Origin of the sequence: Actinomadura sp. NPDC049753 (genome assembly GCF_040674655.1) — a bacterium.
GTDB classification, from domain to species: Bacteria; Actinomycetota; Actinomycetes; order Streptosporangiales; family Streptosporangiaceae; genus Spirillospora; species Spirillospora verrucosospora.
Genome location: NZ_JBFARL010000210.1, coordinates 1 through 13071 on the forward strand (window position 1 = coordinate 1; position 13071 = coordinate 13071).

A 13071-nucleotide genomic window follows, 5' to 3' on the forward strand; every position below is an offset into this window, starting at 1 on the left:
TGCGCCTTCTGCCCCAGCAGCTGCTTCTCCGAATCACGCAGCGCCGCGGCCTTCTCGATCGACGAGACGGCCGCCGTGGCGACCGCGCAGCGCGGCCGGGCCGCGGCCCGCACCGGCTTCTACACGACGGCGGTCACCCTCTACCTGGCGTGGAACCTCACCACGCTACTGGGCGCCGTGGGCGCGGCGCGGCTGGGCGACCCCGAGGCCGTGGGCCTGGACGTCCTCGGCCCGGCGGCGTTCCTCGCCTTGCTCTGGCCGCGGCTCACCGGCGGGCGGGCGGCGGTCCGCGTCGCCGTCGCGGCGGCGGTGATCGCGGTGGCGGCGACGCCGGTGCTGCCGCCGGGCGTGCCGGTCATGCTGGCCGCCGTCGCCGCGCTGCCCGCCCTGCTCGGCCGGAGGGCCGCGCCGTGAGCGTCTGGATCGCAGTGATCGCCACCGGCCTCGGCTGCTACGCGCTGAAGCTCGGCGGGCTCCTCACCCCGCGCCGCATGCTGGACGACCCCCGGGTGCGCCGGTTCACCGAACTGGTCCCCGTGGCGCTGCTCACCGCGCTGATCGCCGTCCAGGCGCTCGCCGACGGCCGGACCCTCGATCTGGACGCCGCGCGGCTGGCGGGACTGGGCGCCGCCGTGGCCGCGCTGCTGCTGCGCGCGCCGTTCCTGGTGGTGCTGGTCGTCGCGGCCGCCGTCGCGGCGGGGCTGCGCCTGCTCGGTCTCTGAAGGGTCCGCTCTGTCCTGAGTTCAGGACTCGGCCGCGACGATCTCCAGGGCGCGGGCCAGGTCGTCCGGGTAGGGGCTCTCGAACTCCACCCATTCGCCCTTGGTGGGGTGCTCGAACCCGAGCCGCACGGCGTGCAGCCACTGCCGCCTCAGGCCGAGGCGCTCCGCCAGGGTCGGGTCGGCGCCGTAGGCCATGTCGCCCACGCACGGATGCCGGATCGCCGACATGTGGACGCGGATCTGGTGCGTGCGGCCCGTCTCCAGGTCGATGTCGAGCAGCGACGCCGCCCGGAAGGCCTCGACGGTGTCGTAGTGGGTGACGGACGGCTTCCCGCCCGCGACGACCGCGAACCGGCCGTCGCCGGAGGGGTGCCGGTCGATGGGGGCGTCGACCGTCCCGCGGAACGGGTCGGGGTGGCCCTGCACGAGCGCCTGGTAGCGCTTGTCGATGCGCCGCTCCTTGAACGCGCGCTTGAGCCGCGAGTAGGCGACCTCGCTCTTCGCCACGACCATGGCGCCGGTGGTGTTGGCGTCGAGCCGGTGCACGATCCCCTGCCGCTCGGACGCGCCGCTGGTGGCGATCGTGTGCCCGGCCCCGAGCAGCCCGCCGAGGACGGTCGGGCCCGTCCATCCGGTGGTCGGGTGGGCGGCGACGCCGACCGGCTTGTTCACCACGACGATGTCGTCGTCCTCGAACAGCACGCCCATCCCGGGGACGGGCTCGGCGACCGGGGCGGGCGGCGCGGGAGGCGGCGGGAGCGTGACCTCCAGCCAGGCGCCGGCGTGCAGCCGCTCGGACTTGGTGGCCACCGGCGCGCCGTCCAGCGCGACGTCGCCCGCGGCGATGATGTCGGCGGCGCTGCCGCGCGACAGCCCGAACAGGCGCGCCAGGGCGGCGTCGATCCGCTCGCCCTCCAGGCCGTCGGGGACGTGGAGGCTTCGCACGTCGCCCATCACGACTTCTCCTCCGGCGCCGGAACCTCGGCCTCTTCCTCGGGCTCACCCGCGGCCGCGGTCTCGGTGGCACGGCCCTCGGCGGCCGCATCCCCCTTACCGGGGGACGTCTCCGATTCCGGGCCCTCACCCGTGTCGGGGGTCTCGTCGCCGCCGGAGCCCTCGTCCTTGAGGCGCGTCCCGTCCACCTGGAGGCCGCGCGCCGCCAGCAGGACGGCCAGCACGCCGCCGCAGACGATCGCGGAGTCGGCCAGGTTGAACACCGGCCAGTGCGGCAGCTGGATCCAGTCGACGACGTGGCCCTTCAGCGGGGCCGGGGCCCGCAGCAGCCGGTCGATGAGGTTGCCGACCGCGCCGCCCAGCAGCAGCCCGAGGCAGACCGCCCACGGCGCGCTGCGCAGGTTCCGGGCGGTCCGCAGGATCGCCACAACCACCCCGCAGGCGATCAGCGTGAACACGATGGTGTAGCCGGTGCCGATCGAGAACGCGGCGCCGCTGTTGCGGGTCTCGCGCAGCGTCAGCAGGCCGCCGAGCAGCCGGACCGGCGCGCGGTCCTGCAGCGTCGACACCACGATGATCTTGGACACGATGTCGGCGGCGAGCGCGGCCAGGGCCACGGCGACCAGCACGCCGACGCGGCGCGGCCGGGGAGACTCCGCGGTCTCCCCGGCCTGCCGCTCTGGGTTCGTTGAGTCGCTCAGCGACGTTCCTCGCGTTGTTTGCATGTCACACACAGGGTCGCACGCGGGAAGGCCTGGAGGCGCGCCTTGCCGATCGGCCTGGCGCAGGACTCGCAGATCCCGTACGTGCCGGCGTCCATCCGCTGGACGGCCCGCTCGATCTGGGCGAGCAGGTCCTGTGAATTGTAGGCCAGCGCGAGCTCGTGTTCGCGCTCGTAGGTCTTGGCGCCCGCGTCGGCCTGGTCGTCGCCGGCCCCGTCGCTGGAGTCGCCCTCGGCGATCTGGCTGGCGGACGCGGCGATCTCGCTGCGCAGCCCCTCGATCTGCTCCTCCAGGCCCGCCCGCACCTCGGCCAGCTCCGCCGGCGTCCACTGGTGCTCCCCCTCGCGGACCGGGAGCTCCGCGGCCGCCGTCCTGGCGGGCTCCCGCACGTCCGGCGCCGCCCCGCCGGTCCCGGCGGCCGTCCCGGCCCCGCCCGGCTTCCCGGGCCGGCGCCCGGCGGCCTTGCCCGGCTTCACGGCGGTGCCCTTCGCGGCGCCCGCCTCGACCGCGTCCTTTTCCGCCCCGTCCTTTCCGGCGGGGCCCTTTCCCGCGGCGTCTTTCTCAGCCGTGCCTTTTCCCGCCGCGCCTTTCCCCGCCGGGCCCGTTCTCGCGCCCGTCCTCGCGGCGGGCGTGCGGGTCTGGGACGGCCGAGCCGTGCCCCGGCTCTTGCTTGCGGCGGGCGTCGCGCCCCTCATCGCGCCGGCCATGTCGGCCTCCCTCGCGCTGGTCGCCTCAACGGGCAGTGCGGGCAGCATTGGTCCCCTCTCTCGGGCACGGTAAACAACCTGGGCCGTGTTACCGACCGCTTATGCCCGGTCGCCGAACGCATGGAAACTCCCGCGCCGCGTACGAGATCGCAAAGGAACCGTGTCCCCGCGGAGGGAAAAGGGGAAGAGCCGGGGCCCGGCGTGCGTTAAAGTCGGGACGAGCAGTCGCATGGCAGGCACTGATGGGGACACCTGCCGCCGCACGCAGCCATGAGCGACCCGGGGACGGTGCGAGCCCGGGGGCGAGCCCGGCGGTCTGATCACCCCGGAGCCGCCGGAAGAACCGCCCCGCCGAGGGGCCCAGTAGACCCGGCCGACCAGACTGGAACGAAGCGGACCGCGCCGCACGGGCACGGTCAAGGAGGGTGGTACCGCGGGGCAGCCGCCTCGTCCCTCCGGTCAACGTGTTCGCGTCGATCCGGAGGTCCGCCATCGTGAGCCGAGCTTTTCGGCCGCTGCCCGCGCAGGTCGATCTGCCCGCCCTGGAGCGGGACATGCTGCGCCGCTGGCAGGAGAACAAGGTCTTCGAGCGGTCCCTGGAGCGGACCGCGTCCGGGACCCCGTGGGTGTTCTACGAGGGCCCCCCGACCGCCAACGGGATGCCCGGGGTCCACCACGTCGAGGCCCGCGTCTTCAAGGACGTCTTCCCGCGCTTCAAGACCATGAAGGGCCACCACGTCCCGCGCAAGGCCGGCTGGGACTGCCACGGCCTTCCCGTCGAGGTCGCCGTGGAGAAGGAGCTCGGCCTCACCGGCAAGAAGGACATCGAGGAGTACGGCGTCGCGGAGTTCAACGCCCGCTGCCGCGAATCGGTCCTGCGCCACGTGGACGCCTTCGAAGAGATGACCGAGCGGATGGGCTACTGGGTCAACACCGACCAGGCCTACCGCACGATGGACCCCGAGTACGTCGAGGCCGTCTGGTGGTCGCTGAAGCAGGTGTTCGACAAGGGCCTGCTGTTCCGCGACTTCCGCATCACGCCGTACTGCCCGCGCTGCGGGACCGGCCTGTCCGACCATGAGCTGGGCCAGCCGGGCGGGTACGAGACCGTGTCCAGCCCGTCGGTGTTCGTGCGGATGCCCGTCACGTCCGGCCCCCTGGCCGAGATGGGCGCCGCGCTGCTGATCTGGACGACGACCCCCTGGACGCTGGTGTCGAACACCGCGGTGGCCGTCCACCCGGACGTCACGTACGTTGCGGCCCGGCCGGAGGGGTCCGACGAGGTCCTCGTGGTGGCCGAGCCCCTGGTCGACCAGGTCCTCGGCGAGGGCGCCGAGCGGCTCGCCACGTTCCAGGGCACCGAGCTTGAGCGGACCCCCTACCGGCGGCCGTTCGACCTCGTCGACATCCCCGACGCGCACTACGTCGTCCTGGGCGACTACGTCACCGTGGAGGACGGCACGGGGCTCGTCCACCAGGCCCCCGCGTTCGGCGGCGACGACATGACCGTCTGCAAGCGCTACGGCATGCCGATCGTCAACCCGATCGGGCCGGACGGGCGGTTCCTGCGCGAGGTGCCCCTGGTCGGCAACAAGTTCTTCAAGGACGCCGACGAGCCGCTCACCGAAGACCTGCGCGCGCGCGGGCTGCTGTTCCGCGGCGGGCACTTCGACCACAGCTACCCCCACTGCTGGCGCTGCCACACGCCGCTGCTGTACTACGCGCTCCCGGCCTGGTACATCCGCACCACGCAGATCAAGGACCGGCTGCTGGAGGAGAACGAGAAGACCAACTGGTACCCCGAGACCGTCAAGCACGGCCGGTACGGGGAGTGGCTGCGCAACAACGTCGACTGGTCACTGTCCCGCAGCCGCTACTGGGGCACGCCGCTCCCCCTGTGGGTCTGCGGCGAGGACGAGGAGCACGTCACCTGCGTCGGGTCGCTCAAGGAACTGGGCGAGCTGGCGGGCGGCGACCTGTCCGCGCTCGACCCGCACCGCCCGTACGTGGACGACGTCACCCTCCCCTGCCCCAAGTGCGGGGCGGAGGCGCGCCGCGTCCCCGACGTCATCGACGCCTGGTACGACTCCGGGTCCATGCCGTTCGCGCAGTGGGGCGCCCCCCACCGCAACAACGAGGTCTTCGAGGACGCCTACCCGGCCCAGTACATCTGCGAGGCCCAGGACCAGACCCGCGGATGGTTCTACTCGCTCATGGCCGTCGGGACGCTGGTGTTCGACCGGTCGTCCTACGAGAACGTCGTGTGCCTCGGCCTGATCCTCGCCGAGGACGGCCGCAAGATGAGCAAGCACCTCGGCAACGTGCTGCGGCCCATCCCGCTGATGGACCAGCACGGCGCCGACGCGGTCCGCTGGTTCATGGCCGCGAGCGGGCTGCCGTGGGCGTCCCGCCGCGTCGGGCACGGCGCCCTTGAGGAGATCGTCCGCAAGGTCCTGCTCACCTACTGGAACACCGCGTCCTTCTTCGTCCTGTACGCCAACGCGGCTCAGGCGCAGGGGCGCGCGTGGACGCCCGACCGGCTGGCCGAGGCGCCCGCCCCCGCCGACCGCCCGCTCCTGGACCGCTGGGCGCTCGCCGAGCTGCACCGCACCGTCCGCGAGGTCGACACCGCGCTGGAGGAGTTCGACACCGCCCGCGCGGGCCGCCGGCTCTCGCAGTTCGTGGACGACCTGTCCAACTGGTACGTGCGGCGTTCCCGGCGGCGCTTCTGGGAGGGCCCGGAGACGCCCGAGGGCTCGGCCGCGTTCGCGACGCTCTACCAGTGCCTGGAGACCCTCACCCGGCTGATGGCGCCGATCGTCCCGTTCATCACCGACCACGTGTGGGACGTGATCCGCCCCGAGGACGGCCCCGAGTCGGTGCACCTCGCCGAGTGGCCCGCCGTCGACGAGGGCCTCCTCGACGAGGAGCTGACCGAGCGGATGGCGCTCGTCCGGCGGCTGGTCGAGCTCGGCCGGTCCGCGCGGGCCGCCAGCGGCGTGCGGACCCGCCAGCCCCTCGGCCGCGCCCTCGTCGGCGCCCCCGGCTGGTCCGCGCTGCCCGAGCAGCTGCGCGCGCAGATCTCCGAGGAGCTGAACGTGCTCGGCTTCGAGGAGCTGTCCTCGATCGGCGGCGACCTGGTCGAGTACGAGGTCAAGCCCAACTTCCGCGAGCTGGGCAAGCGGTACGCCAAGGACACCCCGAAGGTCGCCAAGGCGATCACCTCGGCCGATCCGGCCGCTCTCGTCCAGGCGCTGCGCGCGGGCTCGGCGCAGGTCGAGGCCGACGGCGTCGGCGCGGTGCCGCTCGGCCCGGACGACGTGATCGTCACCGAGCGCCCGCGCAGCGGCTGGGCGGTGGAGAGCGCCGCCGGCGAGACGGTCGCGCTCGACCTCACCGTCACGCCCGAACTGCGCCGCGCGGGCCTCGTGCGGGAGGCCGTCCGCCTCGTCCAGGAGGGCCGCAAGGCCGCCGGCCTGGAGGTGACCGACCGCATCGACCTGTGGTGGGAGGCCACCGGCACCGACCTCGCCGAGGCGCTGCGCGCCCACGCCGACGAGGTCGCCGCCGAGGTGCTCGCCGCCTCGGTGTCCGAGGGCCGCCCCGAGAGCCTCACCGCCACCCGCGACGAGGACCTCGGCCTCACGTACTACCTCCGCAAAGCGTGAACTAGCGCAACGAAGCGGCCCCCTCCGCTGCGGCCAGGCCCGACCGGCCCGGCCGCAGCGGAGGGGCCCTCCACGCACCCGACTCCCCGCCGGGAACAACTCCACAGGAAAAGAACTCAACGCGAGAACGCTGATCGCAGGGGGACTTCGCGGGGCGAGACTCATCCCGTGCAAGCCTCATTCCGGGAGGGGCATTCGCGGGGGACGCTCGTCGCCGGGCGGGGGCGTGGGGGGAGGATTCGCGGGGTGGGGAAATTTCGGGATGGGGTTCTTCGCGACACATCGCGTTTGCGATGATGGATCCGTGAATCTTCCCGAGCAGCCGTCCGGTTCCGAACCGCCCGCGCGGCCGTCCCCCGCGAGCATGCGCGCGTCGGACGCCGACCGCGACGAGGTCGCCGACCGCCTGCGCGAGGCCCTGGCCGAGGGGCGCATCACGCCGGAGGAGCACGCCGAGCGCATCGACGTCGTCTACAACGCCAAGACCTACGCCGAACTGGAGCCCGTGCTCAGCGACCTGCCCTCGCAGCACGCGCCGCGGCCGCGGGTCGACCTGCGCAAGGAGCAGGCGCCCCGGCTCCCGCCCCCGCCCTCCCAGTCACCGCACCTCGTGGCGGTGTTCAGCGGGGCGGAGCGCAAGGGGCGCTGGCTGGTCGAGCCGACCACCACGGTCACCTGCGTCTTCGGCGGCGTGGAGCTGGACTTCCGGCAGGCGGTCCTCAGCAAGGGCGAGGTCACCCTCTCCGTGACCTGCGTGTTCGGCGGCGTGAACATCGTGGTGCCGCCGGGCGTGCGGGTCGTCGGGTCCAACTTCGCGATCTTCGGCGGCACCGACCTCCCCGAGGACGACACCGTGGATCCGGACGCGCCCGTCATCCGGCTGACCGGGATGCTGCTGTTCGGCGGCGTCTCGGTCGAGCGCAGGGCCGTGGGCGAGAAGCGTGGCCGCGGCCGCCACCGGGAGCGGCACCAGCTTCACCGTGAACACCACGAACTCCGCCGCGAGCACCACGAGGAGATGCGGCGGCTGCACCGCGAGCGGCGCGACGCGCGCCGGGACCGCCTCCGCGAACTGCGCGACGAACGGCACCACGGCCGCTGAGCCCCGGACGGCTCCGGCCGTCCGGGATTCAGCGAACGAGGCGGGTCAGTCGCGGGCGTGCTCGCGGTCGGGCTGGCAGACCAGGCAGGGCGTGCAGCCCCGGGCCTTCGCCTCCGCGCGCGACAGCGACTCCAGGTCGTCGGCCTCGTCACCGATGTCCTCGATGAGGGCGCAGTCGACGCGGTGGTAGCGCTTGGTGCCGCTCAGGATTCGGACCTGCGGGCCGTCGCCGCCGGCCTCGTCCGGCTCGGGCTCCGGCGCCCGGGCGTCCTCCGCTTCGGAGCCTCCGACCGGTGCGGTGCCGAGGTCGACGGTGACGTCCGGCGGCGCGGATTCGGCCGCAGCGCCCGGTTCCGTGCTGGGCCGGTCCTCGGTTTCGGCGTCGGCCGGATCGGCCGTCTCCGGGGCCTTGGAGGGCTCCTCGGAGGCACTGGACGCGAAGAGGCCCGCGACGGGCATGTCGGTGCGGGTGGGAACGGTCGCGCCCCGCTTCGGGGCGCCGGTGTCCTCGGCGTTCCGGTCTTCGGCTTCGTCGGCGGGCTCGCCGGCCCGCGGGATCTCGGCCGTCTTGTCGAAGGCGCCGGGCTTGTCGAAGGCGCCGGGCTTGTCGAAGGCGCCGGGCTTGTCAGAGGCGCCGGGCTTGTCAGAGGCGCCGGGCTTGTCGAACGAGGTGGGCGCGGGCTTGGCGAGGCCCGCGAGGCCGCTCTCGGATCGCTCGGCGGGCTTGCCGGCCGCGGGTGCCGTCTCCGCCGCCTTGCTCGCGTCGGAGGACGCGGAGACCGACGCCGCGGCGCGCGCCGCCAGTGCGGTGTCGGGCATGCAGGCCGTGCAGGGGCTGAAGCCCTCTTCCTTGGCCTCGGCGTAGGTGAGCTCCTCGGTGTCCCGGCCGGCGAGCTGCCGGCAGGTGTCGAGGTGGTAGCGCTTGCGGCCGCGGACGACGAACACCAGCGCGTCGTCGGGGACGTCGACGACGGGGGCGGGGATCTCGACCTCGGTGTCGGCCGGGCCGGCCGGGGACTCGGCCTCCGCGGCGCCCTGCGCGTCCTTGGCGGGAGCGGACGCGGCGGGGACGCTCTCCCTGCCCTTGGTCCGCTTGTCCTTCTTGGCCTTCTGCGACTTCCTGCCGGGGTGGGCCGGGCTCGGCACGGCACCCGGGCCGAACAGCTCCTTGCGCCGCAGGAACACCCCGATGGCCAGGCACACCGCGGAGACGATGCTGACGGCGATCGAGATGTAGATCACCACCAGGGCGTCCAGGCCGAAGACCTGTGCGCTGTCTCCGTTGCCCGCGACGATTCCCGCTACCAGCAGGGCGATCGCCACCACCACGAGAACGCCACTCAGGATGATCACAGGGTCACTCCCACTCGTTCAGACCGCTAGGCTCCGGGCCGCGCGAGAGGGCCGGCGGCCGGCCGTGGGCACGACCGCCCGGCGCCGCGGGGATGGCGGCGCGCCATCCCCGGCGCGGCGATCGGAACGACACTATCGCCTGAGGCGTCCGTGTCAGCGCCTGTCGTGCGGCGGGTTGTCGCCGCCGGAGTGGAAAGCGCCCGTCGCCGAGTGCTGGACCTGCTGGGCGTGCTCGGGCGAGGGGAACGTGCCCGGTGCCGGCGCGCCGCCGCCGTTGCGGTTCTCGGCGTGCGGAAGGGCGTTCTGCGGGCCCGTCTGCGGACCGGCCTGGGGCGTGTTCTGCTGCGTCTGCACGGGGGCCGCGCCCGGGACGGCGGCGAACGCGCCGGTCTCGGTGCTGCCCGCCTCCAGGTCGCGCAGCTGGCCCTCCAGATAGACCTTCAGGCGGCTGCGGTACTCGCGCTCGAAGGCGCGCAGGTTGTCGACCTCGCGCTCGAGCTCCTCGCGCTGCTGCACGAGCGAGCCCATGACCTGGCGGTGCCGCTCCTGGGCGTCGCGGTCGAGGGCCTCGGCGCGCGAGCGGGCCTCGCTGACGATCTGGTCGGCCTGCCGGCGGGCCTTGCCGAGGATCTCCTCGGCCTCGCGGCGGGCGCGGCCGAGCGTCTCGTCGGCCTCGCGGCGGGCGTCGGCGATCGCCTGGTCGGCGGTCTGCTGCGCGAGCGCCAGCACGCGGGCCGCGGTGTCCATGTTGTCCTCGCCGCTCGGGGCGGGGGACGACATGCCGAGGCCGCCGAGGACGGGCTCCGGCTCGGGCTGCGGCTGCGGCTCGGGGCGGGGAGGCTCGGGGATCTTCTGGATGTCCGGCTTGGGCTCCACGATGGGAGCGGCCATGGCGGGAACCTTGCCGCGCAGGCACTCGGCCAGTTTGGCCCGCAGCTCCTCGTTCTCCTGGATGAGGCGGTCGAGCTCCGCCTCGACCTCGTCGAGGAAGGCGTCCACCTCCTCCTCGTCGTACCCCGGCCTCAGCCTGGTGGTACTGAACTGCTTGTTCCGCACATCGGCGGGTGTCAGCGGCATGTTCTCGTCTCCTTGGCGCGCTTGGAGTCTGTCCCCGAAGGACGGTATCCGATCGACCTAACCTCCGCCGAATATGGAGCCGACGAAGACGATCAAGACCCAGACCACAAGGATGAGGACCGTGAAGCTGAGGTCCAGGGCAACGTTACCCAGCCGGATGGGCGGGATGAAACGCCTGAGGAGTTTCAGCGGCGGATCGGTGACCGTGTAGGTCGCCTCAGCGATCACGAGCACCACTCCGGTCGGCTTCCACTGCCTGGCGAACGACTGCAGGACCTCCAGGACCAGCCTCCCGATCAGGAACAGCAGGAAGAGGTACAGGACGCCCTGCAGGACGGATCCAACGATGTTCACGGATACTCTCGCATGCGACTCTCAGCTCTGGTTGAAGAACCCACGTTCCGCCATCCGGGCCTTGTCCTCCGCCGTCACCTCGACGTTGACGGGCGACAACAGGAACACCTTGTTGGTAACACGCTCGATGCTGCCGTGCAGCCCGAACACGAGACCCGCCGCGAAGTCGACCAGGCGCTTGGCGTCGCTGTCGACCATCTCGGTCAGGTTCATGATCACCGGCGTGCCCTCCCGGAAGTGCTCCCCGATCGTCCTCGCCTCGTTGTAGGTCCTCGGATGCAGCGTAGTGATACGCGCAAGGTCGGTGGTACCGGACTCGTAGAGCGCCACGGACCGTCGCTCGATGGTCGACGTGGAGTGATGGTCGCGATCGCGGTCCGACGCCTCTTCGGCTCGGGTAAGCTGACCGCCGGATTCGTCATCGCGACGGCGTCCCTGCCCGGTGTCGGTCTCCTCGTCGTAGACCTCGTACTCGTCGTAGTCGCCGTACTTGTCGTCGTAGCGATCGTCCTCCACAAGGCCGAGGTAGACCGCCATCTTGCGCATCGCGCTGGCCATACGTCCCTCCGTGTCCTGTGGCCTCGGCGCCGGGCGCGTCCGGCCCCGCCGTTGGACTGATCAGTCGTGGCTTCCCACGTTCAGGCAGGTACCACTGGGGGGACATTACCTGACGATTGCCCGTCGGCCGCCGAGCAACGCCGTACCGATCCGCAGGTGTGTCGCGCCGCACGCGATCGCCTGCTCCAGATCGCCGCTCATACCCGCACTGACGATCCGCGCGTCCGGATGGTTCCGCCTCATCCGCGCCGCCGTCTCCGCGAGCCGGTCGAAGGCGGGCAGCGGGTCCGCGCCGAGGGGCGCGACGGCCATCACGCCGCCGAGCTCCAGGCCGGGGGCGGCGGCGATCTGGTCGGCCAGTTCGGGGACGTCGCCGGGGACGGCCCCGCCCCTCTCCCCCACCTCGCCCTTCTTCCCCGCCTCGTCCAGGGAGACCTGCACGAGGCAGCGGAGCGTGCGGCCGGTGCGGGCGGCGCCGTCCGCGAGGGCCGTGACCAGGCGCGGGCGGTCCACGGAGTGCACGACGTCGGCGTAGCCGGCCACGGCGCGCGCCTTGTTGGTCTGGAGCCGTCCGACGAAGTGCCAGGTGAGCGGCAGGTCGGCACAGTCGGCGGCCTTCGGGCGCGCCTCCTGGTCGCGGTTCTCGCCGACCTCGGTGACGCCCAGCCCGGCCAGCAGCCGCACGTCGGACGAGGGGAACGTCTTGGTCACCGCGATCAGCGTGATCTCGTCCTCGCTCCGGCCGGCGGCCGCGCAGGCCGCGGCGATGCGCGCCCGGACGGCGGCCAGGCCCTCGGCGATCTCGGCGCGCCGCTCGGCCGCGGGGCCGTCCGCGTCGGCGCCGGTGTGGTCCCGGTCGGTCACGTGTCTTCCTTCAACCAGACATATCCGGCGAAACGGCCGGTGCGTCCCTCGCGGCGGTAGGAGTAGAGGCCCGGGTCCTCGATGGTGCAGCGGCCGTCGGCGGTCACGCGGGTCACCCCCGCGGACGCGAGCTGCTCGGCGACGCCGGCGCGGATGTCGAGGGCCGGGGTGCCCTCGGACGTCGTGGCGTACGCGGCGGGGACGACGGCGGCGACCTCGTCCCGCATCTCCGCGGGGACCTCGTAGCAGCGGCCGCACGCGGCCGGTCCGATGGCCGCGGTCATCCGGGCCGGGTCGGCGCCCCGCTCGCACATCGCCTTCACCAGGGCCGGGACGACTCCGGCGGCCGTCCCGGGGCGGCCGGAGTGGGCGGCGCCGACGACCCCGGCGGCCGCGTCGGCCAGCAGGACGGGCGCGCAGTCGGCGACGAGGACGGCGAGGGCGAGCCCGGGCACGGTCGTGACGACGGCGTCGACCGGGCCGGGCAGGTCGGTCGAGGCGGCGAACGCGACGTCGGCGCCGTGCACCTGCCGCATGAAGACGGTGCGCTCGGGGTCGGCGCCGAGCGCGGCGGCGGCGCGCCGCCGGTTGTCCAGGACGGCGGCCGGGTCGTCGCCGACCGCGCCGCCGAGGTTCAGGGAGTCGTAGGGGGGCCCGCTCACGCCGCCGGCGCGGCCGGTGAAGCCGGCGCCGACGCCGTCGCCCAGGGCGACGGCGGTGATCACTTCAGGAAGTCGGGCACGTCGAGGTCGTCGTCCTCGTCGAACACCACGGGACGGCGGCGCTGCCCGGAGGCGGGGCCGCCGTCGTTCTCCCCCGCGTGCACGCGGGGGGAGGGCTGCTCGGCGGGCGGGCGGGGCGCGGGGGCGCGCGAACCGGCGGACTCGCCGCCGGAGGCGCCGGCGTCCCGGTCGGCCGACGGGCCTTCGAAGGTGACCGGCTCGGGCAGCGCGGGAGCGAGGATGCTCTCGGGGTCGCGGCCGTCGTGGC

Annotated in this window: 12 protein-coding genes and 2 pseudogenes; 4 read left to right on the plus strand and 10 right to left on the minus strand. The window is 73.4% G+C overall.

The annotated features are described in order from the left end of the window. A pseudogene (locus AB0K37_RS34605) lies at positions 1 to 414 on the plus strand (hypothetical protein); the annotation flags it as partial. Continuing rightward, positions 411 to 722 (plus strand): AzlD domain-containing protein, encoded by a 312-nt coding sequence (locus tag AB0K37_RS34610; RefSeq protein WP_363988271.1) that lies wholly within the window; start codon positions 411 to 413, stop codon positions 720 to 722. The pseudogene AB0K37_RS34605 and the gene AB0K37_RS34610, both read left to right, overlap by 4 nt. A 21-nt stretch (positions 723 to 743) precedes the next feature. Here the strand turns inward: AB0K37_RS34610 and AB0K37_RS34615 are convergent, their stop codons facing one another. The 3 genes from AB0K37_RS34615 to AB0K37_RS34625 are packed head-to-tail and all read right to left on the minus strand — an operon-like array spanning position 744 to position 2787. After that, a complete protein-coding gene (locus AB0K37_RS34615; protein WP_363988274.1) occupies positions 744 to 1676 on the minus strand; it encodes an RluA family pseudouridine synthase in 933 nt (310 codons plus the stop codon). Beyond that, positions 1676 to 2401 (minus strand): signal peptidase II, encoded by a 726-nt coding sequence (lspA, locus tag AB0K37_RS34620; RefSeq protein WP_363988277.1) that lies wholly within the window; start codon positions 2399 to 2401, stop codon positions 1676 to 1678. The genes AB0K37_RS34615 and lspA overlap by 1 nt, the downstream gene beginning before the upstream one ends. Then, on the minus strand, positions 2374 to 2787 hold the full coding sequence (locus AB0K37_RS34625; RefSeq protein WP_363988299.1) for a TraR/DksA C4-type zinc finger protein: 414 nt from the start codon (positions 2785 to 2787) through the stop codon (positions 2374 to 2376). The genes lspA and AB0K37_RS34625 overlap by 28 nt, the downstream gene beginning before the upstream one ends. 812 nt (positions 2788 to 3599) lie before the next feature. Between AB0K37_RS34625 and ileS the strand changes: the two genes are divergently transcribed. Both ileS and AB0K37_RS34635 read left to right on the plus strand, forming a co-directional pair. Then, the gene (gene ileS / locus AB0K37_RS34630) at positions 3600 to 6773 is read left to right on the plus strand and encodes an isoleucine--tRNA ligase (protein ID WP_363988280.1); all 3174 of its coding nucleotides are present in this window, start codon (positions 3600 to 3602) and stop codon (positions 6771 to 6773) included. A gap of 304 nt (positions 6774 to 7077) precedes the next feature. Next, entirely contained in the window at positions 7078 to 7875 is a 798-nt protein-coding gene (locus tag AB0K37_RS34635) for a DUF1707 domain-containing protein (protein WP_363988283.1), read from the plus strand. A 45-nt stretch (positions 7876 to 7920) separates the two neighbouring features. On the opposite strand, the gene AB0K37_RS34640 is transcribed toward AB0K37_RS34635, so the two are convergent. From AB0K37_RS34640 to AB0K37_RS34670, 7 genes and pseudogenes are all read right to left on the minus strand, one after another. Then, positions 7921 to 9228, minus strand: coding sequence for a hypothetical protein (locus AB0K37_RS34640; protein WP_363988286.1), 1308 nt, complete (start codon positions 9226 to 9228; stop codon positions 7921 to 7923). Between the two features lie 153 nt (positions 9229 to 9381). Then, entirely contained in the window at positions 9382 to 10305 is a 924-nt protein-coding gene (locus AB0K37_RS34645; RefSeq protein ID WP_363988289.1) for a DivIVA domain-containing protein, read from the minus strand. A 57-nt stretch (positions 10306 to 10362) separates the two neighbouring features. Then, entirely contained in the window at positions 10363 to 10659 is a 297-nt protein-coding gene (locus AB0K37_RS34650; RefSeq protein WP_089312594.1) for a YggT family protein, read from the minus strand. Positions 10660 to 10680: 21 nt separating this feature from the next. Then, entirely contained in the window at positions 10681 to 11217 is a 537-nt protein-coding gene (gene sepF, locus AB0K37_RS34655) for a cell division protein SepF (protein ID WP_345175482.1), read from the minus strand. 105 nt (positions 11218 to 11322) lie between these two features. Continuing rightward, entirely contained in the window at positions 11323 to 12081 is a 759-nt protein-coding gene (locus AB0K37_RS34660) for a YggS family pyridoxal phosphate-dependent enzyme (protein ID WP_363988293.1), read from the minus strand. Then, positions 12078 to 12806, minus strand: coding sequence for a peptidoglycan editing factor PgeF (gene pgeF / locus AB0K37_RS34665; RefSeq protein WP_363988296.1), 729 nt, complete (start codon positions 12804 to 12806; stop codon positions 12078 to 12080). Before pgeF ends, AB0K37_RS34660 begins: the two co-directional genes overlap by 4 nt. Further along, positions 12803 to 13071: pseudogene (locus tag AB0K37_RS34670) on the minus strand (cell division protein FtsZ); the annotation flags it as partial. The gene pgeF and the pseudogene AB0K37_RS34670, both read right to left, overlap by 4 nt.